Source organism: Bacillus sp. SKDU12 (assembly GCF_010093085.1).
Classification (GTDB): Bacteria; Bacillota; Bacilli; order Bacillales; family Bacillaceae; genus Bacillus; species Bacillus mexicanus.
In genome coordinates, this window is sequence record NZ_MSRC01000014.1 from 1 (window position 1) to 21,003 (window position 21,003).

The 21,003-nt window shown below is 41.7% G+C and carries 41 protein-coding genes; 37 read left to right on the top strand and 4 right to left on the bottom strand.

The genetic code is table 11. The features are described from left to right. Positions 1-66: 66 nt before the first annotated feature. The 4 genes from BTW01_RS12090 to BTW01_RS12105 all read right to left on the bottom strand — a co-directional run bounded on the left by BTW01_RS12090 (position 67) and on the right by BTW01_RS12105 (position 2,294). The gene (locus tag BTW01_RS12090; RefSeq protein ID WP_162103220.1) at positions 67-543 is read right to left on the bottom strand and encodes an ImmA/IrrE family metallo-endopeptidase; all 477 of its coding nucleotides are present in this window, start codon (positions 541-543) and stop codon (positions 67-69) included. Positions 544-700: 157 nt separating this feature from the next. Next, complete coding sequence (locus tag BTW01_RS12095) at positions 701-1,048, bottom strand: DUF4064 domain-containing protein (RefSeq protein ID WP_162103221.1); 348 nt, start codon at positions 1,046-1,048, stop codon at positions 701-703. Between the two features lie 11 nt (positions 1,049-1,059). Beyond that, positions 1,060-1,581 (bottom strand): hypothetical protein, encoded by a 522-nt coding sequence (locus BTW01_RS12100; RefSeq protein ID WP_162103222.1) that lies wholly within the window; start codon positions 1,579-1,581, stop codon positions 1,060-1,062. Positions 1,582-1,895: 314 nt separating this feature from the next. Beyond that, positions 1,896-2,294, bottom strand: coding sequence for a helix-turn-helix domain-containing protein (locus BTW01_RS12105; protein WP_419724070.1), 399 nt, complete (start codon positions 2,292-2,294; stop codon positions 1,896-1,898). Positions 2,295-2,445: 151 nt separating this feature from the next. Between BTW01_RS12105 and BTW01_RS12110 the strand changes: the two genes are divergently transcribed. From BTW01_RS12110 to BTW01_RS12275, 37 genes are all read left to right on the top strand, one after another. Continuing rightward, positions 2,446-2,697, top strand: coding sequence for a helix-turn-helix transcriptional regulator (locus tag BTW01_RS12110; RefSeq protein WP_162103223.1), 252 nt, complete (start codon positions 2,446-2,448; stop codon positions 2,695-2,697). Positions 2,698-2,757: 60 nt separating this feature from the next. Continuing rightward, entirely contained in the window at positions 2,758-2,898 is a 141-nt protein-coding gene (locus tag BTW01_RS18295) for a hypothetical protein (RefSeq protein ID WP_017696669.1), read from the top strand. Positions 2,899-2,944: 46 nt separating this feature from the next. Then, a complete protein-coding gene (locus tag BTW01_RS12115) occupies positions 2,945-3,691 on the top strand; it encodes a Rha family transcriptional regulator (protein ID WP_162103224.1) in 747 nt (248 codons plus the stop codon). Positions 3,692-3,747: 56 nt separating this feature from the next. Next, positions 3,748-4,317, top strand: a complete 570-nt coding sequence (locus BTW01_RS12120) for a helix-turn-helix domain-containing protein (RefSeq protein ID WP_162103225.1) — start codon at positions 3,748-3,750, stop codon at positions 4,315-4,317. Continuing rightward, positions 4,314-4,571, top strand: a complete 258-nt coding sequence (locus BTW01_RS12125; protein WP_162103226.1) for a YqaH family protein — start codon at positions 4,314-4,316, stop codon at positions 4,569-4,571. Before BTW01_RS12120 ends, BTW01_RS12125 begins: the two co-directional genes overlap by 4 nt. Further along, positions 4,568-4,771, top strand: coding sequence for a YqaI family protein (locus BTW01_RS12130; RefSeq protein WP_162103227.1), 204 nt, complete (start codon positions 4,568-4,570; stop codon positions 4,769-4,771). Before BTW01_RS12125 ends, BTW01_RS12130 begins: the two co-directional genes overlap by 4 nt. Positions 4,772-4,873: 102 nt before the next feature. Continuing rightward, a complete protein-coding gene (locus tag BTW01_RS12135) occupies positions 4,874-5,062 on the top strand; it encodes a hypothetical protein (RefSeq protein WP_162103228.1) in 189 nt (62 codons plus the stop codon). Beyond that, the gene (locus BTW01_RS12140) at positions 5,062-6,012 is read left to right on the top strand and encodes a YqaJ viral recombinase family protein (RefSeq protein ID WP_162103229.1); all 951 of its coding nucleotides are present in this window, start codon (positions 5,062-5,064) and stop codon (positions 6,010-6,012) included. The genes BTW01_RS12135 and BTW01_RS12140 overlap by 1 nt, the downstream gene beginning before the upstream one ends. Further along, positions 6,005-6,937, top strand: coding sequence for a recombination protein RecT (recT, locus tag BTW01_RS12145; protein ID WP_162103230.1), 933 nt, complete (start codon positions 6,005-6,007; stop codon positions 6,935-6,937). The genes BTW01_RS12140 and recT overlap by 8 nt, the downstream gene beginning before the upstream one ends. Before the next feature lie 132 nt (positions 6,938-7,069). Continuing rightward, positions 7,070-7,768, top strand: a complete 699-nt coding sequence (locus tag BTW01_RS12150) for a DnaD domain protein (RefSeq protein WP_162103231.1) — start codon at positions 7,070-7,072, stop codon at positions 7,766-7,768. Beyond that, positions 7,653-8,600: an ATP-binding protein gene (locus BTW01_RS12155; protein ID WP_162103232.1), complete on the top strand. Its 948-nt coding sequence runs from the start codon at positions 7,653-7,655 to the stop codon at positions 8,598-8,600. The genes BTW01_RS12150 and BTW01_RS12155 overlap by 116 nt, the downstream gene beginning before the upstream one ends. Continuing rightward, positions 8,597-8,740, top strand: a complete 144-nt coding sequence (locus BTW01_RS12160) for a hypothetical protein (protein WP_162103218.1) — start codon at positions 8,597-8,599, stop codon at positions 8,738-8,740. The genes BTW01_RS12155 and BTW01_RS12160 overlap by 4 nt, the downstream gene beginning before the upstream one ends. A 143-nt stretch (positions 8,741-8,883) precedes the next feature. After that, positions 8,884-9,183 (top strand): hypothetical protein, encoded by a 300-nt coding sequence (locus BTW01_RS12165; RefSeq protein WP_162103233.1) that lies wholly within the window; start codon positions 8,884-8,886, stop codon positions 9,181-9,183. Beyond that, on the top strand, positions 9,170-9,628 hold the full coding sequence (locus tag BTW01_RS12170; protein ID WP_162103234.1) for a DUF1064 domain-containing protein: 459 nt from the start codon (positions 9,170-9,172) through the stop codon (positions 9,626-9,628). Before BTW01_RS12165 ends, BTW01_RS12170 begins: the two co-directional genes overlap by 14 nt. A 119-nt stretch (positions 9,629-9,747) precedes the next feature. Beyond that, a complete protein-coding gene (locus BTW01_RS18300; RefSeq protein WP_017697393.1) occupies positions 9,748-9,915 on the top strand; it encodes a hypothetical protein in 168 nt (55 codons plus the stop codon). 81 nt (positions 9,916-9,996) lie between these two features. Further along, the gene (locus BTW01_RS12175) at positions 9,997-10,203 is read left to right on the top strand and encodes an XtrA/YqaO family protein (RefSeq protein WP_162103235.1); all 207 of its coding nucleotides are present in this window, start codon (positions 9,997-9,999) and stop codon (positions 10,201-10,203) included. A 31-nt stretch (positions 10,204-10,234) separates the two neighbouring features. Next, positions 10,235-10,519, top strand: coding sequence for a hypothetical protein (locus BTW01_RS12180; protein WP_162103236.1), 285 nt, complete (start codon positions 10,235-10,237; stop codon positions 10,517-10,519). Further along, positions 10,516-10,923, top strand: coding sequence for a hypothetical protein (locus tag BTW01_RS12185; RefSeq protein WP_162103237.1), 408 nt, complete (start codon positions 10,516-10,518; stop codon positions 10,921-10,923). The genes BTW01_RS12180 and BTW01_RS12185 overlap by 4 nt, the downstream gene beginning before the upstream one ends. After that, positions 10,920-11,177, top strand: a complete 258-nt coding sequence (locus BTW01_RS12190) for a hypothetical protein (protein WP_162103238.1) — start codon at positions 10,920-10,922, stop codon at positions 11,175-11,177. Before BTW01_RS12185 ends, BTW01_RS12190 begins: the two co-directional genes overlap by 4 nt. A 326-nt stretch (positions 11,178-11,503) precedes the next feature. After that, a complete protein-coding gene (locus BTW01_RS12195) occupies positions 11,504-11,722 on the top strand; it encodes a hypothetical protein (protein ID WP_162103239.1) in 219 nt (72 codons plus the stop codon). Further along, a complete protein-coding gene (locus tag BTW01_RS12200; RefSeq protein WP_162103240.1) occupies positions 11,719-12,297 on the top strand; it encodes a dUTP diphosphatase in 579 nt (192 codons plus the stop codon). The genes BTW01_RS12195 and BTW01_RS12200 overlap by 4 nt, the downstream gene beginning before the upstream one ends. Continuing rightward, complete coding sequence (locus tag BTW01_RS12205) at positions 12,297-12,680, top strand: hypothetical protein (RefSeq protein ID WP_162103241.1); 384 nt, start codon at positions 12,297-12,299, stop codon at positions 12,678-12,680. The genes BTW01_RS12200 and BTW01_RS12205 overlap by 1 nt, the downstream gene beginning before the upstream one ends. Next, the gene (locus BTW01_RS12210; RefSeq protein WP_238391421.1) at positions 12,677-13,156 is read left to right on the top strand and encodes a YopX family protein; all 480 of its coding nucleotides are present in this window, start codon (positions 12,677-12,679) and stop codon (positions 13,154-13,156) included. The genes BTW01_RS12205 and BTW01_RS12210 overlap by 4 nt, the downstream gene beginning before the upstream one ends. Further along, positions 13,153-13,335: a hypothetical protein gene (locus tag BTW01_RS12215; protein WP_162103242.1), complete on the top strand. Its 183-nt coding sequence runs from the start codon at positions 13,153-13,155 to the stop codon at positions 13,333-13,335. Before BTW01_RS12210 ends, BTW01_RS12215 begins: the two co-directional genes overlap by 4 nt. A gap of 13 nt (positions 13,336-13,348) precedes the next feature. Continuing rightward, a complete protein-coding gene (locus tag BTW01_RS12220; protein ID WP_162103219.1) occupies positions 13,349-13,525 on the top strand; it encodes a hypothetical protein in 177 nt (58 codons plus the stop codon). After that, positions 13,522-13,677, top strand: a complete 156-nt coding sequence (locus tag BTW01_RS12225; protein ID WP_162103243.1) for a hypothetical protein — start codon at positions 13,522-13,524, stop codon at positions 13,675-13,677. The genes BTW01_RS12220 and BTW01_RS12225 overlap by 4 nt, the downstream gene beginning before the upstream one ends. A 96-nt stretch (positions 13,678-13,773) precedes the next feature. Further along, the gene (locus BTW01_RS18625) at positions 13,774-13,902 is read left to right on the top strand and encodes a hypothetical protein (RefSeq protein ID WP_015715375.1); all 129 of its coding nucleotides are present in this window, start codon (positions 13,774-13,776) and stop codon (positions 13,900-13,902) included. Positions 13,903-13,915: 13 nt separating this feature from the next. Next, complete coding sequence (locus BTW01_RS12230) at positions 13,916-14,434, top strand: sigma-70 family RNA polymerase sigma factor (protein WP_162103244.1); 519 nt, start codon at positions 13,916-13,918, stop codon at positions 14,432-14,434. Between the two features lie 112 nt (positions 14,435-14,546). Beyond that, on the top strand, positions 14,547-14,759 hold the full coding sequence (locus tag BTW01_RS12235; RefSeq protein WP_061187545.1) for a helix-turn-helix domain-containing protein: 213 nt from the start codon (positions 14,547-14,549) through the stop codon (positions 14,757-14,759). An 88-nt stretch (positions 14,760-14,847) separates the two neighbouring features. After that, entirely contained in the window at positions 14,848-15,531 is a 684-nt protein-coding gene (locus tag BTW01_RS12240) for a hypothetical protein (RefSeq protein ID WP_162103245.1), read from the top strand. Positions 15,532-15,587: 56 nt separating this feature from the next. Continuing rightward, positions 15,588-15,872 (top strand): YjcQ family protein, encoded by a 285-nt coding sequence (locus BTW01_RS12245; RefSeq protein ID WP_162103246.1) that lies wholly within the window; start codon positions 15,588-15,590, stop codon positions 15,870-15,872. Between the two features lie 129 nt (positions 15,873-16,001). Then, positions 16,002-16,346 (top strand): hypothetical protein, encoded by a 345-nt coding sequence (locus BTW01_RS12250; RefSeq protein WP_162103247.1) that lies wholly within the window; start codon positions 16,002-16,004, stop codon positions 16,344-16,346. A gap of 142 nt (positions 16,347-16,488) precedes the next feature. Then, positions 16,489-16,710 carry a hypothetical protein gene (locus tag BTW01_RS12255; protein WP_238391423.1) on the top strand — a complete coding sequence of 74 codons (222 nt, stop codon included), beginning with the start codon at positions 16,489-16,491 and terminating at the stop codon, positions 16,708-16,710. A gap of 44 nt (positions 16,711-16,754) precedes the next feature. Continuing rightward, positions 16,755-17,468: a phage terminase small subunit gene (gene terS / locus BTW01_RS12260; RefSeq protein WP_162103249.1), complete on the top strand. Its 714-nt coding sequence runs from the start codon at positions 16,755-16,757 to the stop codon at positions 17,466-17,468. Further along, on the top strand, positions 17,458-18,666 hold the full coding sequence (locus BTW01_RS12265; RefSeq protein ID WP_162103250.1) for a PBSX family phage terminase large subunit: 1,209 nt from the start codon (positions 17,458-17,460) through the stop codon (positions 18,664-18,666). The genes terS and BTW01_RS12265 overlap by 11 nt, the downstream gene beginning before the upstream one ends. 4 nt (positions 18,667-18,670) lie before the next feature. Then, positions 18,671-20,074, top strand: a complete 1,404-nt coding sequence (locus tag BTW01_RS12270) for a phage portal protein (RefSeq protein WP_162103251.1) — start codon at positions 18,671-18,673, stop codon at positions 20,072-20,074. After that, the gene (locus BTW01_RS12275; protein ID WP_162103252.1) at positions 20,061-20,984 is read left to right on the top strand and encodes a phage minor head protein; all 924 of its coding nucleotides are present in this window, start codon (positions 20,061-20,063) and stop codon (positions 20,982-20,984) included. The genes BTW01_RS12270 and BTW01_RS12275 overlap by 14 nt, the downstream gene beginning before the upstream one ends. Positions 20,985-21,003 lie beyond the last annotated feature (19 nt).

Consider the following 21,003-nt stretch of genomic DNA (forward strand, 5'->3'; position numbering starts at 1 on the left):
TCGAAACCATATTTCAAATGAGATGCATACCGGTCGCAAACCAAGAGCCCTTTAGAGGCTCTTTTTTTATATGATGAGTCGTTTTTTATTGAAGTACATATTGATGCGGGTCATCGCAAATGACTCTGGTACCTTGAAGGCATCGGCAATAACTTGAGCTGCGACGTATTGATTACGGGGGATGTCAATTATTCGGAGCATGAAAGTAGGTATACAAAAGTGATAAGCAAAATAATTGGCCTGGTACTCTAAATAACGTTTCCACGAAGCGGGCATGATCTTATCATCGTTCATGTGTCTAAAATCGTGGCAAACTTCATGAGCAAAATCCAGCCACTGTTCCTGTCGTGTCTTTCGTGAATCTAAAATAATTGTATACATGCCATTGAATCGCAAAGCAAAGCTCGTATCTGGATTGTAAGCAATTAAGATGTCCAGTGCTTCCGCAATGCGATCAAAATTAATTTCCTCTGGCCTTGTAATGTTGATGTCTCTATATAACTGTTCAATCCAATCTTCTAAATGACTGTTCGTATACCTCAAGATGTCATACCCCCTGAAACGATTGATTGTATTGTTATTATAGGAAAAAATCCTTCTTTCATAGCTGTGAATTAATCCAATTGTCTATTGGTAAATATAAAAGCAAACGTACGTTCTTATTTTGGTGTGAAAGAAAAGCCCTTTGAAGGGCTCTTCGTTACGCTGCTGTTGTCTGAGATTTGTCTTTTCTAACGAGTCCCATGATACCAGGGATAATAAGAAGTACAGCAGGAAGTAAGTAGAATAAAGAAATACAAATTATGCCACCGACACCGGAAATTATGAGTAAAATTCCACCTAGCTTTCCTTTCTTTCTAACAATTACAGAAGCAACAATACCAAGGATGGAGAGGAAGATAGCGCCCCAACCTAAACCGATGATTTCACTTGTGCCAGATGAGTTAAAAGAGGCGTCAAGACCACCAATGATTAACGCCAAAAAGGCTCCAATAAATCCAAAAATTCCACCAATCAGACCTAAAACAAATTCAGTTGTTCTTTTCATTTCAATTCTCCTTACTTAACTGGTACTTTGATTGTTACTGCTTTATTATTCATGAAGTCATCAGTTGTAACATCACCGAAGTTCAATTTGATTTCTTTAACGCTATTAACATCAATTTCTTTTCCGTCAGGAGCTGAAAACTCAAGAACTCCTTCTTGTTTAACGCCGCCTTGAACTTCACCGCCAACTTCTCCATCAGTCAAGAACATGTTTGCCGATAACTGCATGCTGCCAATAACTGCATTTCCTTGATCTGGATAAAAATTAAGAACCTTGTCAGTAGTATTCTCAATGTTTATTCCAACGTTTATCTTGTCTTTCATGATCTTTATATCGCCTAGATTAACCTTCATTCCAAGAGCTTCAGCAGATTGTTTGCTCGCATCGAATTTTTTAGAGCCGTCATCTTTAGTCTCTTCAGTTTTTTTGTCTTTTGAATCACTACTCCCTGTAGAGACATCGTCTGTCGAGCTACATGCTGCTAACGCAAGTGATAGCCCTAAAGACATGAATAAAACGAAAAACTTTTTCAACCTAATTCCCCCAGTTCATAAATTAGAATACCTATTAATAATCGGTTAAAACTGACAAAAATTCAAGAGGATTTCCCCAAAAATGTTAATAGATTCATAAAATTCCCGAGGGTGAAGTTGGTGAATTAGCTTAATTGATCACCTCAAAATTTGAGGTTGAATGTAGAAACAACCTCACGCATCACCTCAATTTTTGAGATTGAAATGGTTTCAGCTGAATAGTTTACCTCAAATTTTGCGGCGAAGTGTTCAGTATTAATTAAACTAAACAAAACAATAATAATAAATAAAGATAAAGAGATTATTATGTGTAATTATTTTTTGTTTCCGTTTTTTATATCTCCGGGTTGTCTACCTGATTTTAGTTGATCAGCAATAATTCTTTGAGCTGCCTCTAAAATTGAAGCTGTTATTTTCCCGTCAGCAGCAGCTATCAGAGTATCAGGATCTTCAAGAATCTTTCTTGCTTCTTCGTTGAAGATTTTATCTTGAGTCTCTTTGTTTTCGCCTCTAAGTAAGAAGTCGATTGAAACATCGAAATAATCAGCAATCTTTATAAGAAGATCATAATTAGGTTCTCGGGTACCTAATTCATATTGCGATAAAGCAGATCGTGTAATATTTAGCTTTTTAGCTAAACCTTCTTGTGTTAGTCCATCTTGTTTTCTCAAAGAAGTTATTCTTTTACCAAGCATAAAATCACCTACTTTCACTATGAACAACCACTATTATTATACGCCACACATTGTAGCAAAAATATATTTGCAACAAAATGAGCCGAAAATTATTGACAGCCACAATTTGTTGCATTAGAATGAAGTCAACAACTTGTTACGATATGTGGCAAACGGAGGTGTGAATCAAATGAGTAAAATAAATAGTCGGCAGCTACTAACAGCTTTAAGAAAAAGAGAAGGCTCTCAGTCTTTAGTTTCTAAAAAGCTAGGAATTTCTCGACAATACTTATCGGCAATGGAGATTGGAGACAGAAACCCAGGTGTTAAGCTAATGGTTAAAATGTCAAATCACTTCAACGAAAAGGCTGAAAAGTTGTTCCCAGACCTTTTTTTTGAAGAGGATTGCCACAAAACGAAACAAAAATCCCACACAGCATAGGGAGTGAAAATATGGTTAGTCCAACCGTCCAACACGAATACACTGACGTGAGGTGATCACATGGCGAAACAAACTAAGAAAAAAACAACAAACATCAAGATGGGCAAAGAATATTACGGAACGATGGACAGAGAAGAGTGTTTCCGTAAAGCTCTTGAGCCGTACTTCACTTCTAAAAAAGAATTAAGGCTTCACGCTTAATATTCTGCTTCACCTTTTTTTGGTGGACAAGCAAGGAGGTAACAGCATGAATCAAATTGTTTTTATTGAAGGCAACCAAGCCGTAACTGACAGCCTGACAGTGGCTGATGTATTCGGAAAACGTCACGACACAGTTCTGCGAGACATTGAAGTTCAAATTGAAAAAATTCAACAAGCCGGCGAAAAGGAATTCTCACTCCACAACTTTGCGGAGTCAACTTATGAGAATGGGCGCGGCCGAGAATATCGCAAATACAATTTAACAGAAGATGCATTCACATTGGTTGTCATGGCCTATGTAACGCCAGAAGCCATGAAAATGAAAATTAGATTTATCAACGAGTTCAAGAGAATGAAAGATTACATTCAACAATTAAATGAACCGTCCTACATGATCGAAGATCCAGTTAGCCGGGCAAAGCGATGGATCAGCGAAGAGGAAGAACGGCAGAGACTTGAACAAACAGTGAAAATTCAGGAACCATTGGTCAACTTTGCACAGAGTTGCATGGCGGCTGAAAAATCATTGCTTGTGAGAGAACTGGCAAAGCTTGCTTCGAAAAACGGCATCATGATTGGTGAAAAGCGACTGTTTCAGAAGCTGCGCGAATGGAAGATGATCATGGCCAAAAAGAATGAGCCATACCAGGAATACATTGAGCGAGGTTTCTTTGAGATCGCACAGGGGGTGCGCCAAGTAAACGGGACGCCGAAATCCTGGCTGACAATGCGCATCACTCCGAAGGGACAAGCCTTCATCATCAATAAGCTGAAAAAACAGCAAGCCAGCTAGTTCCTTCATTATTTAAATTTTACCAGTTAAAACTAAATATATCAGGGGGCAAACATATGTCGAACAATCCATACAATATGGACAATTTACCAAGCATTCTCAGGCGAGAACGCAAAAGGGCAGGATTGTCGCAGTATCAAATTGGCAAGGTGATTGGGAATAGAGATCAATCGTATGTCTCCAATGTGGAAAACGGTATTTTTCCTCTTACGCCTGATCTGTGTATCAAGTGGTTTGAAACTTGCGGAGCCTATGAACATATTGATCTCGTACATTTCTTGTTTAAGCTTCATCCGACAGCAGCGGCGCCTATTGATCCGGCATTAAATGAGAGCGCAAGCAGCGCGGTTATCAATATGATTCATCAACTTGAAGAAGCATTACAAGCTACAAGGCATCTTGCACGATGGTTGGCAAATGACCGGCCAGGCAGAACCGGAGAACTACCGATGAATGAAATCAAGCAAATTTTTGATTTGATACCAGCAAACAAAACACTCATTTACTCACTAGTTCGGAACTACGGTTTGAAGATGCCTGAATTGGCTGACAGGTGGACGCGCAAAGCGTTAATGGATCAGGTTGCAATGTCAAAACAAGAAGAAAGAAAGGCGGTATTAGTATGAAAACCAATCAATTTTTAAAGGCAGATGTAGAGTCAGCTACAAGAAAAATTAACTCAGCGGAAGAGCTTTCAATCATGTTGTTAGAGGCTTTGCGTGATGGAGATTACGAAGAGGCTATGAGTCTAGCTGGAAGCATCAAAGTTCTTTCTGAGGATATCAGCCGTATGGAAAATAAAGGACGATTACATGAAACTGTTCTGAAAATGCAACAGCGTGGAATCAATTTGGCAGTGATAAGTAGGTATGTGCGATGAGCGTCGAAAACCCAATGATTCTGAACAACTGGCACGACAGGCTGACTGAGCCGGAAACGCAAAAGGATTTTTTCGGGGATGAAGTTACGCCAGTCGATGATTACGTGATAGATAACGCTGAGGGTGAAGTCATCTTGAGAGAAAACCTTGAGCGGTACTTAAAGGAGCATCTTGGTTTTGAATTTAAAAATGAGCAATAAAAAAGCCCACTCTGGCAAGTGGACTTAATTAAAGGCTATTTGAAAACTCATATAACAATATTCTACCAGATAGCCTCAAGAAAATCAATGGAGGTTTTATACATGGCTAAAGCAGTAAAAGTGGAATTCAGCGAGCGTGCGGAGGATCAGCAACGTTTGAGACAGGTCGGCGGTTCAATTGTATTCGCCAAAACCGGTAAAGCGCAGTTTAGTTTCCCTTCTATGGATCACTACCGGGAATGGCAGCGGCTTGGTGCAGAAGCATACAAGAGAAAGGTAGGGATTCTCTGATGCTTGCACAGGTTTACATGCCTACGGACAACATGACGGAGGATCAATGGCTTGAGGCTCGGCGTGCTGGCATCGGGGGTTCCGATGCTGCGGCAATTGCTGGGCTGAGTAAGTGGAAAACGCCAATGTCAGTTTATCTGGATAAGCTCGGACAGGCACCTCAAGAGCATATAACCAGTGAGGCGGCATATTGGGGGCATATTCACGAAGAAACCGTTGCCCGGGAATTTTCAAAGAGGACTGGAAAGAAGGTGCGGCGGCGGAAAGCAATCTTACAGCATCCTGATTACCCGTTTATGCTTGCGAACGTTGATAGATTAGTAGTTGGCGAACGAGCAGGACTGGAATGCAAAACAGCATCAGAATACTTGAAAGGTGAATGGGACGGCGAGGAGGTGCCGGACGCGTATCTGGTCCAATGTCAGCATTATATGGCTGTTACCGGGTTGAGCGCTTGGTGGATCGCTGTTCTGATTGGCGGCAACAAGTTCGTTTATAAAAAGGTTGAACGAGACGAAGAGCTCATTGCATACCTGATTCAAATTGAACAGGACTTTTGGAAAAACCATGTTGAGAATGAGATCCCTCCTATGTTTGATGGTTCTGAGGCTTCTGCCGAGCTTTTAACGCATATGTACCCTGTAGGGTTCGAAGATGAAACAGAGCTTCCTCTGTCGGCAAATAAGCTCATTGAGCAATACAAATCAGCTAAGGATAAGGAGAAAGAAGCCAAAGAAAGGCTCAAAGAAGCTGAAAACCAATTAAAAGGGATGCTCGGGGAGTATGAGGTAGGCAATGCTGAAAAAGCGCTTGTTACTTGGAAAACCGTTACGACAAACCGTTTTGATACAAAAGCATTTGCTGCTGAACACCCTGAGCTCTTTGAAAAATTCAATAAAGTATCGACTCATAGACGATTCAATGTGAAGGAGTTAAAAGACAATGGCTAAAAACGAGGATATCAGAAATAAACTGCAAAACAGAGCAGGCGGCGCGCCTACTGAGAAGCCGCCGACACCAGCTCAAACTATAACGGCATATCTAGAAAAAATGGCACCGGAGATCCAAAAAGCATTGCCAGATCACATTAAGCCAGATCGCTTGGCGCGTATTGCATTAACGACAATACGCACTAACCCGGCACTTTTAGAATGTAGTGTTCCGTCTCTTCTAGGAGCAGTTATGCAGTCAGCTCAATTAGGACTAGAGCCTGGTCTAATTGGTCATTGTTACTTTGTTCCTTTCTGGAATAACAAAGAAAAAAGGCGCGATGTGCAATTCATCATAGGATACAAAGGAATGATTGACCTTGCAAGACGATCAGGACATATCGAAAGCATCTATGCTCATGCCGTTTACGAATCAGATAAATTCGACTACGAACTGGGCTTGCATCCTAAGCTGGTTCATAAGCCGGCTACAGGACAAAGAGGTGAGATAACACATGTTTATGCAGTTGCTCACTTCAAAGATGGCGGTTATCAATTCGAGGTGTTCAGCAAAGAAGATATTGAAAAAACACGCAAACGAAGCAAAGCAAGTGATAACGGACCTTGGCAAACAGACTATGAAGAAATGGCAAAGAAAACAGTCATTCGGAGAATGTGGAAATACCTTCCGATCAGCATAGAAATTCAGCAACAAGTTGCACAAGATGAGACGGTTCGGAAGGATGTAACAGCAGAAGCTCAATCCGTATATGACGATAATGTTTTAGATTTAGGCGGAAATCAGCTTTTGAGTGAGCCTGAACAGCCAAATGAAAAACCAAGTGCGCAGGCTGCTGATCCTTTTGACGGTAAGCCTGTAGACATCAGCAAAGATGACCTCCCATTTCCATTAAGGTCGGCATCCCCTTCTGTTACAAGTGGCTGACGGAAGGGGCGCCGAATCGCGCGCAGCTGTTCCGTGCTTATGTCGAAGGCTATCTCAGAACAAATGAACCTGATTTACGTTTAGTCCGCATCAGCGGAATGACAGCATTGTGCGAAAGGAAGTAGGTGAGCCATGAACTACCTGAAAGAAATAAACGGCTTCATGAATTGGCTAGAAACGAATCCGTTGTCTGCTACAACTCAAGCATTATGGTTTCATCTTTTGCACATCAACAACAAGGCAGGGTGGCGGGAGTGGTTCACAACTTCAAATACTACTCTGCAAGCAAAGATTGAGATTTCTGAAAACACGTTGATCAAACACCGAAAGATGCTGATTGATCTTAAAAGAATCGAATATAAGCCTCAGGGCAGGAAAGCAGGGCAATACAGGCTGGTCTCGTTTGAAACGTCTGTATCGGAGCGGAAACCATCTGAAAAGCCAGTTCCCGAACCGACACTATTACCCCAAGAAACGCAGGAGGTTGATCCAAAAATGAAAAATGCTTTTGAGCTATTTGAAAATAAGGTCGCTCGTTCTATTGGTACCATCGAAGCGCAAAGAATCGGCTACATGGTGGATGATTACGGCGAAGAGAAGGTCATAGAGGCAATGAAAAAGGCTTTCAGAAATAAAGGCAGCAACGTTGGCTTGAGCTACATTGAGGCAATCCTGTCCAATCCATTAAGCCAAAAGAGAAAGGAGAAACAACAGTATGGCAATAAACAAAGCAGTCAGCATAGACACAGCGTTCCAAACAATGATGAAGGGGCTTCAAGCAAGATCGCGTTCTTGGGAAACAGAACAGGCCGCATCAGAAGAAAAGGTTGAGTATGAATGCTCTGAGTGCAAGGATCGCGGCGTTGTGATCTACCGCATCCACAAAGACACTGAGCTGCGGTTGAGAAAAGAACACAAGCCATTGGACAGCCTATCACTTGATGAAATGGTTCTTGAAGAAGATTATCTTGCGGGAAAGGTTTGCACGCCGGATAAGGCTCGGGAATGGAAAACGACGTATTCCAAACAATGTGAGTGTGTGAAACAAAAGAAAATAGCGAAGCTTATGGCAGCCAGCGGCATTACAGAAAAGTTCGAAAAACTGTTGTTCGGCAACTTCAAATTAAACGGTAAGCCCCAAATGATCAAAGATGCCTATGAATGTGCGGTCGAATACTTCAAAGACTTTGAAAAGATCAAGGGAGAGCGTGCCAATAGCATTGCTCTGCTGGGACAGCCAGGTAGCGGCAAAACCCATCTGTTAACTGCCATCATGAACAATCTCATTAAGAAGAAATCGACTCATTGTCTGTACTTCCCTTACGTTGAGGGCATGAGTGATCTGAAAACTGACTTTGACCAGCTGGAAACAAAGCTGAACGCCATGAGAAAAGCAGATGTGTTGTTCATTGATGACCTATTCAAGCCAGTTGACGGGAAGCCAAGGGCAACCGAATGGCAAGTCGAACAGATTCAGTCAGTTGTGAATTATCGCTATCTGAACCATAAACCTCTGCTGATCTCTTCTGAGCTCACAACGGACGATCTGCTGGACGTTGACGAGGCGCTCGGGTCACGGATTTACCAGATGTGCAAGTATTACACGGTGATCATTCAGGGCAACCGGATGGAATTAAATCATAGATTGGGTGATTGGGATTGAACGAGAAAACGAACGTTAAAGGATCCGAAGGAATGTATTTGTTCGGGCCTGCTGAACAAAAGAGCGGCAAGGACCTAACACCGGCTATCCGGGTGCTTGAAGAAAAGATCAGACAAATGGAGCTGATGCGCAGTGCTTAAAGCGGTGATCCTGCTGCCGGCCATCATACTGACGGCGCCAGCAAAAGAAAAGCAGATTCAGCATTGGGAACAGATTGACGGGAGGTAACGACGGCACGGGGAAACGGGCCGATAAGGTAATAGTCAGAGATGGAGGCGACGGAATGAAAGTTTTAGAGAATCAGATACTTTATCAGTGTGAACATTGTGGAAAGCGGCTGATGACAAAGCACGGAGCGAGGTTGCACGAAAGAGTATACTGCTCGGTTGTCAGAGAGCTAGAACAGAAAAAACGTCAAGAATCCTGTGAACATAAGCACATGGAAATGAGTTACTGCACCATGCCGGGTGAAGATCATTTGCAGATGCCTGACTATGAATATTGTGTAGATTGCGGCATGAACGAACTAGAGATTAGGAAACAAAAGAATAAGCTTCGGGAGGCATCACATGCCAGCAAATAAGTACGGCGCCAGAAAAACACAGGTGGACGGCATCACGTTCGATAGCCGGGCCGAAGCCAAATACTATGAGCAACTGAAATGGCTCAAGGTGAGCAAGCAGATCAAAGATTTTAAGATGCAGCCACGGTTCCTGCTACAAGAAGCATTCAAAAAGAACGGCAAAACTTTTCGGAAGATTGAATATATTGCAGACTTTGAGGTTCATAACTTGGACGGCAGCATCGAGATCATTGACATCAAGGGCGTGGAAACAAAGGAATTCTCCATCAAGCGCAAGTTGTATGAGCGGATTTACGATACGCCACTCAAGGTGCTGGCTCTGGATAAGTCACTTGGCTTCATCGAGCTGGACGAGCTGAAAAAACTCAAAAGAAAGGCGGGAAAGTCCACTGCTAAACGTGGTAATCGCAGACGATCGGCCGTTGTGGGTTCAGGAAGAAGATAAGCTCATGGCCTGTATGACACGTTGCTCTCAGTTTAAGGCATGCGCCAGCCGAATGGGTTCTGATTGCAAGAAGCTCGGCGGCACAGAGATACCCAAAATCAATGGAGGAGGCAGATACCATGGAACAGCAAAGCATCAATCCTTACAAGCCAGGACCGGTTGAAGAATGGAAGATGACGCCGGAACAGCTGGCCGAATACGTGAAAAAGCATCCGATCGTTTACCGGGAGGATCTGAAACCATCGCCGGCATTCACGATGGCCGGATGGAAACCGGATCACTATTAAACACAAAAAAAGCACCGAAGCGTAAGCCCCGATGCTCTGATACGAACTGGTACTTCTATCATAGCACAGGGGGCGCTAAGAATGTACAACCCAAGAGAAATTAATTTAAGCAAAGATATAACAATTGAACAGGCAATTAAGCCGGGCAAAATACAGATTCTTATTTTAGATGGGAACGAGGGCACTGCACATGTCCTTGAAGCCCCAGAACACGGTGAAACAATCATTCAAACAATTAAGGGCGGTCTGTCTCGTTTAGATTACAGGATCGGCCACAAATTCAAATAGCAGGGGCTTTCCCCTGCGGGGGAGGAACGGCATGAAAGAGAGAATTGAACGTCTGAAAAAACTGACATACATTCCGCAGAATGACATTGCTTGGCTTATAGAGCAAGCGGAGCTGTCTGTTAAGCAGCAGGAAATCATTGAGGAAAACAAGCGCCAGCAGGAAGTAACGGTCCATCAATTCCGGCAGGCTCAAAAGGACATTCAGCAACTAAGCGGTGATAGGAAGCGATACAAACAGGCATTAGAGAAGATCATTACCAATCTCAATTTTGCGATAACAGTTGCTCAAAATGAATTGGAGGGTGATGTGAAATGAAAATTACAGTAGACAAAAAAGTGAAGAAGTTCTATCTAGCCCTTAGTAATACACGTAAGCCAGAGGATAGCAAATGGAAGCCGGCGGTTGGTCATGAAATTCAAGTAGGAAAATATCGTTTCTGCGCTATTCCATCGTTTGATCATATTAACGTATCAGAGGTAACAACTGGACTACAGGTTCTTAAAATTCCGATGACCTCTAAAATCTATCAGATGACAATCGACAAAGAGGACACGTTGAAATTTTTCGAGAGCGTTGGTAAGGATTTAATCAAAATAATCAATAAGCACAGTACGGCTGTTTTTGATAAATGTCTCATGGAGCAAAGAAAGCACACGTTCAGCAGGCTTGGCGAAATGCCACCGGTTGAGGTTTATGACATGGAGGAGGATGCAGAATGATTCCTTTACAAGTTGAGCTTCAGCGGGCAGTCAAAGCCACAAAAGACGAAGCGATGACAGTTTATGAGGCGGCGGAACACTTAAAGGTTAATGTCGAGGAAGTGCCTATGATCGTTGCTCAGGCTGATGATCTGAAAATGATAGGCAATGACGCAATTATTGCAAAAAGAGACAAGACAAACGGTTGGCTCATTGGGGCGATGGTTTTGGTTTTATTCTTTGCAATTGCGGTTCTGCCAGGAATAGGGGAATAGGGACTTTTTATAAAGCCCCATAAGGAAAGTGAGTTAAACAATAAAGAATGGCTGCAGCTGCTAAAACACTGAATAAAATTCCAGCCAGTGGTTTTTCAAGAACAAATCTTATGTAGTCCAAAAACTTACCTCCAAACATACTTGACTAGTTTAATAGTAACAAATGGGAGAGTGAATTTCTGTTAAATCTTTATTACAAAAGGAAAGATGAGCATGATCGAATACAGCTGCCCTGAATGTGGTCACAACGAATTAGATATAAAAATCCGTCCACATGCACGCTGCCCGAAATGCGGCTGCAGCATGGGCGTTGAGGAGGAAATAGCGTGAAAATAGATAGCGTCTTATCATCAGAAAAAAAGCCATGTGCAGTATGCAATAGTAAAACTTACTCGTATAAAATCTATGAACAATCCAACATAGCCATAAAAATACCAGTGTGCGATACAGAAAGTAGAAATTGTTTGCAGAAAGTAGACGTGAAAGATATGGCTTCATTCGCTTTAAAAGTGATCAAAAAAGATATTCAGGAGGATGCGAAATGAATCTTGAAAAAATGTTCGAAATGCAGAAGGCGCTTGATGAACGGATCATCAAAGAAAAGGGGCTGGAAGGTCAGGACTTGCTGCCAAACCTCATTCTCGCTTTACAGGTGAAGCTGGCCGAGTGTGCAAATGAATGGCGCGGCTTTAAGCATTGGAGTAATGACCGGGAGCCGAGAACAAAGCACCCGTTAGAAACTTCTCCTAATGGTGCTTTCAGAAAAGGCGGAAACCCTCTACTTGAGGAATACGTGGACTGCCTGCATTTTATCTTGAGTATCGGGAACCGGATTGGATACTTAAAAAATAATGAATCTGTTGACGAGCTTAAACGAACTACCACAAAAGGAACGGGTGTACATGCCTTTATGGATGTATTCAATGCAATTGTATATCTAAATGATGAAGTGATATGCACAACAATAATAGATAACGAATTAGCTCATTATAATTATGAAAATCTATTTTCTTTATTTAACGCATTAGGGGAAACACTTGGGTTCACGCCTGAACAAATCGAAGCTGCATACATGGACAAAAACGCCGTCAATCATCAACGGCAGCAGGAGGGATATTGATGAACCACATTGACAACCCGATCATTTCAGGCGTTATCAGCAAACTAAACGCACAACAAGAAAAGGGGCTTGCCAAGTACGGCCAGCCCGTCCAAGTTAGTGCCTATGACCTGCGCGGCTGGTTGCAGCATGCGCTTGAAGAAACTCTTGATCATGCAGTCTATCTGGAAGCAGCTATCCAATCACTGGACGACAATCAAAATATCAAAAAAATTATCAAAGGATTCAATGAAATGGAGGCTGCACGTGAAAACATCCAACGCTCATATTCTCCTCGACATTATAGCGGATGGGATCATGCAATGTCACATTTTAAAGAAATTCTTGTATCGGCTCAATTATTTAAGAGGACAACGGAAGAAGATAAGGAGGGCGCTGAGTGAGTACAAAGAATGTCCTGAATGCAAAGGGTGAAATGATGGGAGGCGACGGAATGAGAGAGATTAAATTTCAGGCATGGGATTTAGATGCTGAACAAATGTATAACTGGGAGAGTATTAAACAGCTTTTTCATGAGCATTTAGCTCATCCAAGGGTAAAGGTTAGACAATACACCGGATTGAAGGATAAGAACGCCCAGGAGATTTATGAGGGGGATGTCGTCAAGTTCGCTTTTAATGATGAGGGTGAAAATATACGATTTATGCAAATTGTTTTTGAGGGAAGCGGTTTTAAGATGAAAGAAATTTATCGTAACTACTGGCTTGAAAAAATTGATGGAGTCCTTTGCATCAAGCGCGGCATACTAACCGATCGCAAGGGAACTCTTCAAGAGTTATACAAAAGTAATGAAATTTATACGACGGAGATCATCGGCAACATTTACGATAATCCTGAGTTATTGGAGGGTGCGGAATGAATGACTTCCAAGAAAGAAAACAATTTTTAGAGAAATACTATCAGGAATTTAAGTCATTGCAAGAGGTTGTCATCGCTTCTTTGGATGAAACGTTGTCATTGTTCTGTGCTGCCTTTCCAGAAGCAGAGCCACACAGGAACTATTTTTACCAAAGGGCTTTGAAGGAGGGCGCGGAGTGATGGAGAGCAACCTATGATTCTCAGGATACTGTTTCTGCTGATGGGATGCGGATTCTGGATATATTTCCAACACGATTACCGGCCGGACATGAAAGCGAACCTTGCTTTGATAGGGGTAATCATTTCATTCACGGCTGCGGCTTACTTTAAAGATATCGATAAGTATATAGAGAAGAGGGAAAACAAATGATAATAGCCTTGAAAATAGTTCTCTTACTGGTTGTGGTTATCTCTCTTATGGGAGTTATAGGCGAGGATAAGGATTCACAGCTGCGGAATCACTTAACAGCAATATGTATCACATCTATTATCGGCACCATTGCTACATACGTGTTGCTCTAACTGAATAAGTCCAAGACGGAAAGCCTGCGGACACTGAACTTACAGCATTAGCGCTGTTCGTTCGGTGTCCGTTTTTTATTTGAGCGGAGGGATGACATGAAACAGGAAAAGAAAAAGCCCAATAAAAACGCGCAGGAGCGTTCTGAGCGGTTTTGGCGGCAAATGATGGGGCAAGACAGGCAAACACTAAGAAGAGGCAAAGGCGGCGCTTTTAAGCGTAAATAAGAGGAGGATAAACATGCAGGATTTAATCATTGAATACAAAAGAGCGTTAAAAGAAGCGAGAAAGATGTACCGGGCATTCTCGGAAACACCAGAAAATGAAATGACAGCAGAACAAAAGAACGATAAGAAGATCATTGGCAGTATGATCAGCGATATTGAATTCACTCTCGAATGGCTGCAGAACGGTAGACAACCAGGAGCACGCCGAGGAGCTGACAGAAGGGACGTTTATCAAAGAACGATTCTAGCTGATCCTCGTATCATTGATGCACTGCCAGAAGCGTATGCGATCAATCAAGAGCCAGAAGGAGAGGTAAGCGATTGGGACAAAGAAAGAATTGCTGACGCCCTTTCTGTTCTCACTGAAAGAGAGAAAGACATTTTCATCATGCATACTGTACAAAACATGTCTTTTGAAGAGATCGCCCAGCTGCTGGACATTAAGAAGGGAACAGTACAGAAAAACATTGAGCGTTCCCGTATGAAAATGAAAAATAGAGCGAAACACAGTCTATTCTGTTTAGCCGAATAGGCTTTTTGTTTTATTTAAAAGTAAGAAAAAATCCTTTAAAACTACTTTTGATATAGTTATAATCATATTGGTTACTTTTTCAATATTAGGGAATTTAAAGAGGACGATGTTGATGTACAATCTAAAAGAACGTGATGCAATTAAAAGGTTTTTAAATGAGGAGATTGTTAATACAAGCGAAGCAATTGAAATATTGGGCTTTACTCGTCAATATCTTAATCGGCTAATTAAAACGGGTCAACTTGAACCGGTTAAAGAAATGCCGAGGGACAGACTTTTTATAAAAGAGGATATATTGGAATTCCAAAAGCATAGGAAGAAATGAGCACCCGGATAATGGGTGTGTTTTATGTCCTGATATACCTTAAAGAGAACTAAATAATAGGCCCCCAAGTATAAAAAGAGGTGGAAAAATGAAGGACTTTTTTGTGGGTTTCTGGAGAAAGATATACAACCGAAAGAAAAATGAAGTTGAGAAGATACCCTTTGATGAGATAACAGAAGTAACAAAATATCTTGAATACTTTGGTAAACCTTATAAAAAAGGATCTACAATCAAGGATGAAGAAGATTTCAAAACAAAAATTAGGCTAGAAAAGCTTAAAGAAAATCAGCTAAATAAATTAATTAATAAATTAGATGGTAGTTTAGAAGTTTCTAACGATACTTCTAATTTAACCCCGATTCCTTTCGCTATAAATACAGCAGTAATGACAAGTACGGTGAGTATTATAACAAGTTTAATTGCTTTTTACACTGCAACAGCTAATTCATTTTCAAAGATAGCGCTAGACATAGATGAAAAGAAAACAATTAAGCCTTCAGAGCTATTTCAAATGATTATAGATGGAGGATTAGACTTAGGTTCTGTTGCTGTTATTTTAGCTGTTCTTCTGTATTTTATAATAATGGGAATTTGGCTTCTAATCACTACAAAAAGAACTGAATTTTCATCAAAATTACGATGTTATAAGATGCTTTTGGAAGAAATAATTGAAGAGGAATCAGAAACTGAAGAAAAGAAAAATGGACAAACAGAAGATATAAAAAAAGAAAAACAAACAAAAAAGAACAGAAAAAAAAGAAATAAAAAGTGAGACTCTTGAGTCTTCGTTTGACAAAATTTATAAAAGGATAGTTGGGAGAGAAGATATTGAATAAAGAAAAATTGAGATATGCTATAGCTAAAGAGATATATGAAGGTAACACCCCTTTGACAGAAAAGGACTTTGAAGTTTCCGAAGATCATTTTGATGAAGCAGTGAACTTTTTAAAACGGGAAAATTATTTAATCGGTGTTTTTTATTCAGATAATCGTCCGCATTTATATAAACTAGGTCCTGAACTAACTGAAAAGGGTGAACACTTTTTAAAAGAGAATGGCGCTTGGTCCAAGACTTATAAAACTATTAAAGAAATAAGGGATTGGATTAAATGAACAAGAGTATCTTAGAGGACTTTCGTCTTACGGTTGCCACCTATTTATGAAGGACGCTTTCGTTCGACAAATTTTGCAGTTGGTTCGTTTGTCACGATTCCTGCCGATATATAGGTAGGAGGTGATAACATGGACGGTGCTGCTTATGAATACGAAACTTTTATTAGAAGAGCATTTGGTATATCTTTGAATGGTAAAGTGATCAATCGATCGGAAGACCCTGCAGGTTTGGCAAATGCAGATAATTTCAATATTGCTGATGAAATTAGTTTAGTGAAAGCAGGAATTGCTTATGCAATGTCTATATATGTCTTTCATGCGCGTAGGTATAAAAATATAAGTATTTCAGAACTTAAGAAGATGAGAGAGTATATAAATTCGGTTCAAAATGCAACTAGCCATAAACAAATATTGGAATTGATCCAGTCTTTCGATGAAGAAGTGGTTAACGCATATAACTTGAACAACATTTAAATTTAAGCATCCTTCGGGGTGCTTTTTTATGTTCTCTGTAAACCGGGTCCAGTGAATCTCAGATCAGACTATTGGCGGCTGACAGCCTCTGAGTTTGGGCTTGGTTTAGAGAGAATATGAAGGAGATGATTCGTTGAGCAAAGTGAAAAGAGTCTTTCCCGGTCCTACAAACGGACTGATTAATTGGATGGAGCAGAACTTTCATGAGATAGATGGCTATGTTGCTACTTTCAACATGAAAGACGGCACCACAATGACAATACATGACACGGAAACATATGTGCAGGCTGTGGGACTTGCGGAAATAGGGAAAGGCACTATTCATCAGCTTGCACACGATGACGAGTTCATCCCGAGAAAATAATCTCCAAAACAACACGAATCAGAAGGGGGCGGCGGTGAATGTAGATGGCCGAAAAGCACATTCAGGCGTATAAGGATTACGTCAAAGGCATGAAATACAAGGACCTTGCTGAGAAATACGGGGTGTCAGTGAACACCATAAAATCGTGGAAGCAGCGGCATGGTTGGGAAAGGAAAAAGGGTGCACCCATTGAAAAAAGTGTGCACACAAAAAAAGGCGGTCAACCTAGCAACAAAAATGCAGTCGGGAACAACGGCGGCGCACCACAGAGGAATCAAAACGCTGTGACTCACGGCTTTTTCTCTAAATTCCTGCCAGAAGAAACGCTTGAAATCATGGAAGAGATTCAGGCGCGTTCGCCTGCTGATATGATATGGGATCAAATTCAGCTTCAATATGCAGCTATTATCAGAGCGCAGCGCATAATGCACGTGCAGGATAAAGACGACATGACTAAGGTTTTGAAAAAAGAGAAACCGGGTGCATTTGGCGATGAGCAAGAATGGGAGTTTCAATTCGCTTGGGATCGTCATGCAACCTTCCTGAATGCTCAGTCTCGGGCAATGGGGGAGCTGAGAGGCTTGATCAAGCAGTTTGACCAGCTGGCGCATGAGCAAGATGAACGGCGCCTTAAATTGGAGCAAATGCGCTTGAATATCGAGAAAGCGAAGAAAGATATTAACGGCGATAACGGAAACTCTAAAGAAAATGAAGTTGCTGCCATGTTGAGGGAAATGGTGAAACCTCATGGAACTTAACTCAAAGCAGCAAGAAGTATGGAACAGCTTTATTGAAGAGCAACCGAAAATCTTAATATGCAGCGGGGCGAAAAGGGCAGGGAAAACATTCGTGCTCCTTTTGACGTTTCTCGGGCACATAAGCAAGTATCAAAACATGGGGCTTTCTTTTATCATAGGCGGGGCAACTCAGGCTTCTATAAAGCGGAATATCCTAAATGATTTAGAGTTGATCTTGGGGAAAGAATTGCGCCTTGATAAAGCAAATGCTGTTGAGATATTCGGCAACCGTGTTTATTGCTTTGATGGTGCAAATGCAGACTCATGGAAAAAGGCGCGGGGTTTCACATCAGCTGGCGCATTCTTAAACGAAGCGACAGCCCTGCATGATTCATTCGTGAAGGAAGTCATCTCGCGTTGTTCCTATAAAGGCGCAATGGTCATGATGGATACAAACCCTGAAAATCCGATGCACACCGTCAAAACGGACTATATCGACAAAGACGGGCAGCGGTTGAAAAACGGCCGGCTGAACATCCGGTCTTTTCACTTCTCGTTGTTTGATAACAACTTTCTCGATCCAGAATATGTCGAAAGTATTGTTGCTTCAACACCGAGCGGCATGTTTACGGACAGGGACATTTACGGCTATTGGGTAGCTCCAGAAGGTGTAATATATAAGGATTTCAACAAAGACAAGCACTATATCAGTTCAGACCAGTTAAAAGAGAAACAGGGCAGGTTTACAAAATACTTTGCTGGCGTTGACTGGGGATATGAGCACCCGGGTTCTATTGTCGTAATCGGACAAGATGACCAAGGGTGTTTTTATTTGCTTGAGGAACATTCCAAGCAGCATGAAGAGATTGATTACTGGGTGCAGATAGCAAAGGACATCAAAGAACGATACGGAAACATTAATTTCTATTGTGATACAGCACGTCCAGAGCATGTTGTTCGTTTCCGACGTGAAAAACTTCGGGCAATCAATGCTGATAAAGCTGTCGTATCTGGTATAGAAGAAGTAGCGCGGCTGTTCAAACAAGAACAGCTTTTGGTCGTTGAAGACAAAGTTGACCGGTTTAAAAAAGAAATCTTTATGTACGTCTGGAATCCGAAGACAGGCGAACCGGTTAAGGAATGGGACGATGTTCTGGACTCTGTTCGTTATGCCCTTTATACGAACAACAAACCAATGAGACGAAAAGGGAAGGGGTGATCATGTGAATCATTTGATAGATAAGATCAAAGCTTCAGGCATTACACCTGAATTGATCGCAGAAATCATCGAAGCGCATAAAAACGATCATGACAGAATGAAAAATCTTTATGATAGGTACCAGGCTGAGGTTCAAGGCGTTCCGATCTTATCGAGAGAAGCCATTGAATACGAGGATTTTGAAACAGGGAAATTAAAACGTATTGATCACAAAGTAAACAATAGGCTGAACAACTCGTTTGACTCTGAAATTATTGATACAAAGGTAGGCTATTTGTTCGGCCATCCCATTTCATATGAGTTTGATGAGAGTGATGCGGCAAGCACTGCAATACCTGTAAAACAGCTGATCGAAGATTTTAATATGGAAAATAACATTGCTGATGAAGACAGCGAGTGGGGGAAAATGGCCTCTATTTGCGGTTACGGCGCCCGCCTCGCTTACGTTGATCGTTCTGGAAACGAGCGTATAAAAAATATTGATCCATGGGAATGCGCCTTTATTACTGATGGAAGCATCCATGAACCTACTTACGCTTTGCGATATTACACGGTGTACGGCGGCAAGGTCAAAGCAGAATTCTATGATCAAAAATATGTTTATTATTTCAGTACGAAAGACAGCTCGGCCTTCACTTTTGATAAAAAAATCTTGCATCTTTTTGACGGCTGCCCCTTATTCGCTTTAGCGAATAACAAGGAACTAAAGGGAGATGCCGAAAAGGTTCTTTCGTTAATTGATGCGTATGACCGCACGTTGTCCGATGCATCGAATGAGATTGAGCAATACCGACTGGCATATCTGATTTTAAAAGGACTTGGCGCTGATGAAGAGACCCTTGATCAGCTCAAAAAGACCGGAATCCTTGAATTGTATGACGAAAAGGACGACGTAAGCTATCTGACAAAGGATATAAACGATGCCATCATAGAAAACCATCTTGACAGGTTGGAAGAGAATATCCTCCGTTTTGCGAAATCGGTTAATTTCTCCGATGAATCTTTTGGCGGGAATGTTTCAGGGGTGGCGATGAAATACAAATTGATGTCACTTGAAAACAAATGCATCACAATGGAACGGAAGATGACTGCTGCTCTGCGTTATCAATACAAACTGATCTTTTCCGCATGGGGCACTAAAAGGAAAGCGGCAGCGGAAGATTATAAAAAAGTTTGGTTTGGCTTTAAGCGGAACCTTCCAGCCAACGTTCTTGAAGAGGCACAGACAACATCGCAGCTAAAAGGCTTAGTCAGCGAAGAAACACGCCTTTCTCTCTTGTCCTTTGTCGATGATGTTCAGTATGAGCTTCATAAGATGAAAGAGGAGGAAGAGGAGTACAGGAACAGCATGCCACCGTTGACTGATATCGAAACAGATACGGGCGGTGATGAAGATGAACCAGAATGATATTGATAAGTACCTGGATGACATGATCACAGAGGACGCGAAAAAGATTGATGTCGTTTTTGCTCAACGGCTGAAAGAGATCAATCAACAAATCGCAGCTCTTTATGCGAAATACAGCAGAGATGGTCAGCTATCCATGGCTGATATGAATAAATACAACCGGTTTAAAAAAGAAATGGAGCGCATGACTGAGGAATCCAGCAAGGCATTCAAAACCATCCTTACAATCGTTGAGGCATTGGCTGCTAAACAATTCCTTGAGAGTTACATGCGCTCTGCCTATTTGTACGAGATGGAAGCTGCGGTTGATTTAGGCTTCAGCATCCCTACAGTCGAAGTAATCAAGCAGGCCTTATTAAACCCGATAGCTGAACTGACTCTCTCAGCTTTGTATAAGCGCCACAGGGATGACTACGTGCGACAAATACAGATTTCAATTGCTCAAGGCATTCAAGCTGGTGAAGATTACTCCAAGATTGCTCGGCGCATTGAGCAAACGACCGAATTTGCCCGCAGAAAGGCTCGTGACGTGGCGAGAACAGAAACTCATAGGGTACAAGTCTCGGCAAGGATGAAAAGCGCTGAACAGGCTTCTAAAAAGAGCAAACTCGAAAAGATGTGGAATGCAACTCTTGATCTGAAAACTCGTTCGGGTCACAGGAAGCTCGATGGCAAGACTGTTGAACGAAATGGGCTATTCAAATCAATATATGGCGGCGTCGGACCGGCTCCGGGGCACATGAATAATGCCAAGGATGATATTAACTGCCGTTGTACGATAGCTTTCAAAGTAAACGGCGTGCTGCCGGATACAAGAAGGGCTCGTAAGCGAGGCAATGACACTGGGGAGACTATCCCCTACCAAACCTACGAAGAATGGTACAAATCCATTGAGGAAAAGAGCAAATAAATTTTTATCCTGTCCTGAG

What these genes read in the sequence shown, in the direction of transcription:
- BTW01_RS12170 (WP_162103234.1), top strand. Translation starts at nt 9,170, where the DNA reads ATGCCAGCAAATAAGTACGGCGCCAGAAAAACACAGGTGGACGGCATC.
- BTW01_RS12150 (WP_162103231.1), top strand. Translation starts at nt 7,070, where the DNA reads ATGAACTACCTGAAAGAAATAAACGGCTTCATGAATTGGCTAGAAACG.
- BTW01_RS12185 (WP_162103237.1), top strand. Translation starts at nt 10,516, where the DNA reads ATGAAAATTACAGTAGACAAAAAAGTGAAGAAGTTCTATCTAGCCCTT.
- recT (WP_162103230.1), top strand. Translation starts at nt 6,005, where the DNA reads ATGGCTAAAAACGAGGATATCAGAAATAAACTGCAAAACAGAGCAGGC.
- BTW01_RS12240 (WP_162103245.1), top strand. Translation starts at nt 14,848, where the DNA reads ATGAAGGACTTTTTTGTGGGTTTCTGGAGAAAGATATACAACCGAAAG.
- BTW01_RS12230 (WP_162103244.1), top strand. Translation starts at nt 13,916, where the DNA reads ATGCAGGATTTAATCATTGAATACAAAAGAGCGTTAAAAGAAGCGAGA.
- BTW01_RS12095 (WP_162103221.1), bottom strand. Translation starts at nt 1,048, where the DNA reads ATGAAAAGAACAACTGAATTTGTTTTAGGTCTGATTGGTGGAATTTTT.
- BTW01_RS12265 (WP_162103250.1), top strand. Translation starts at nt 17,458, where the DNA reads ATGGAACTTAACTCAAAGCAGCAAGAAGTATGGAACAGCTTTATTGAA.
- terS (WP_162103249.1), top strand. Translation starts at nt 16,755, where the DNA reads ATGGCCGAAAAGCACATTCAGGCGTATAAGGATTACGTCAAAGGCATG.
- BTW01_RS12180 (WP_162103236.1), top strand. Translation starts at nt 10,235, where the DNA reads ATGAAAGAGAGAATTGAACGTCTGAAAAAACTGACATACATTCCGCAG.
- BTW01_RS12200 (WP_162103240.1), top strand. Translation starts at nt 11,719, where the DNA reads ATGAATCTTGAAAAAATGTTCGAAATGCAGAAGGCGCTTGATGAACGG.
- BTW01_RS12220 (WP_162103219.1), top strand. Translation starts at nt 13,349, where the DNA reads ATGATTCTCAGGATACTGTTTCTGCTGATGGGATGCGGATTCTGGATA.
- BTW01_RS18300 (WP_017697393.1), top strand. Translation starts at nt 9,748, where the DNA reads ATGGAACAGCAAAGCATCAATCCTTACAAGCCAGGACCGGTTGAAGAA.
- BTW01_RS12175 (WP_162103235.1), top strand. Translation starts at nt 9,997, where the DNA reads ATGTACAACCCAAGAGAAATTAATTTAAGCAAAGATATAACAATTGAA.
- BTW01_RS12155 (WP_162103232.1), top strand. Translation starts at nt 7,653, where the DNA reads ATGGCAATAAACAAAGCAGTCAGCATAGACACAGCGTTCCAAACAATG.
- BTW01_RS12125 (WP_162103226.1), top strand. Translation starts at nt 4,314, where the DNA reads ATGAAAACCAATCAATTTTTAAAGGCAGATGTAGAGTCAGCTACAAGA.
- BTW01_RS12120 (WP_162103225.1), top strand. Translation starts at nt 3,748, where the DNA reads ATGTCGAACAATCCATACAATATGGACAATTTACCAAGCATTCTCAGG.
- BTW01_RS12165 (WP_162103233.1), top strand. Translation starts at nt 8,884, where the DNA reads ATGAAAGTTTTAGAGAATCAGATACTTTATCAGTGTGAACATTGTGGA.
- BTW01_RS12235 (WP_061187545.1), top strand. Translation starts at nt 14,547, where the DNA reads ATGTACAATCTAAAAGAACGTGATGCAATTAAAAGGTTTTTAAATGAG.
- BTW01_RS12250 (WP_162103247.1), top strand. Translation starts at nt 16,002, where the DNA reads ATGGACGGTGCTGCTTATGAATACGAAACTTTTATTAGAAGAGCATTT.
- BTW01_RS12205 (WP_162103241.1), top strand. Translation starts at nt 12,297, where the DNA reads ATGAACCACATTGACAACCCGATCATTTCAGGCGTTATCAGCAAACTA.
- BTW01_RS12135 (WP_162103228.1), top strand. Translation starts at nt 4,874, where the DNA reads ATGGCTAAAGCAGTAAAAGTGGAATTCAGCGAGCGTGCGGAGGATCAG.
- BTW01_RS12190 (WP_162103238.1), top strand. Translation starts at nt 10,920, where the DNA reads ATGATTCCTTTACAAGTTGAGCTTCAGCGGGCAGTCAAAGCCACAAAA.
- BTW01_RS18625 (WP_015715375.1), top strand. Translation starts at nt 13,774, where the DNA reads ATGAAACAGGAAAAGAAAAAGCCCAATAAAAACGCGCAGGAGCGTTCT.
- BTW01_RS12215 (WP_162103242.1), top strand. Translation starts at nt 13,153, where the DNA reads ATGAATGACTTCCAAGAAAGAAAACAATTTTTAGAGAAATACTATCAG.
- BTW01_RS12110 (WP_162103223.1), top strand. Translation starts at nt 2,446, where the DNA reads ATGAGTAAAATAAATAGTCGGCAGCTACTAACAGCTTTAAGAAAAAGA.
- BTW01_RS12115 (WP_162103224.1), top strand. Translation starts at nt 2,945, where the DNA reads ATGAATCAAATTGTTTTTATTGAAGGCAACCAAGCCGTAACTGACAGC.
- BTW01_RS12275 (WP_162103252.1), top strand. Translation starts at nt 20,061, where the DNA reads ATGAACCAGAATGATATTGATAAGTACCTGGATGACATGATCACAGAG.
- BTW01_RS12140 (WP_162103229.1), top strand. Translation starts at nt 5,062, where the DNA reads ATGCTTGCACAGGTTTACATGCCTACGGACAACATGACGGAGGATCAA.
- BTW01_RS18295 (WP_017696669.1), top strand. Translation starts at nt 2,758, where the DNA reads ATGGCGAAACAAACTAAGAAAAAAACAACAAACATCAAGATGGGCAAA.
- BTW01_RS12130 (WP_162103227.1), top strand. Translation starts at nt 4,568, where the DNA reads ATGAGCGTCGAAAACCCAATGATTCTGAACAACTGGCACGACAGGCTG.
- BTW01_RS12225 (WP_162103243.1), top strand. Translation starts at nt 13,522, where the DNA reads ATGATAATAGCCTTGAAAATAGTTCTCTTACTGGTTGTGGTTATCTCT.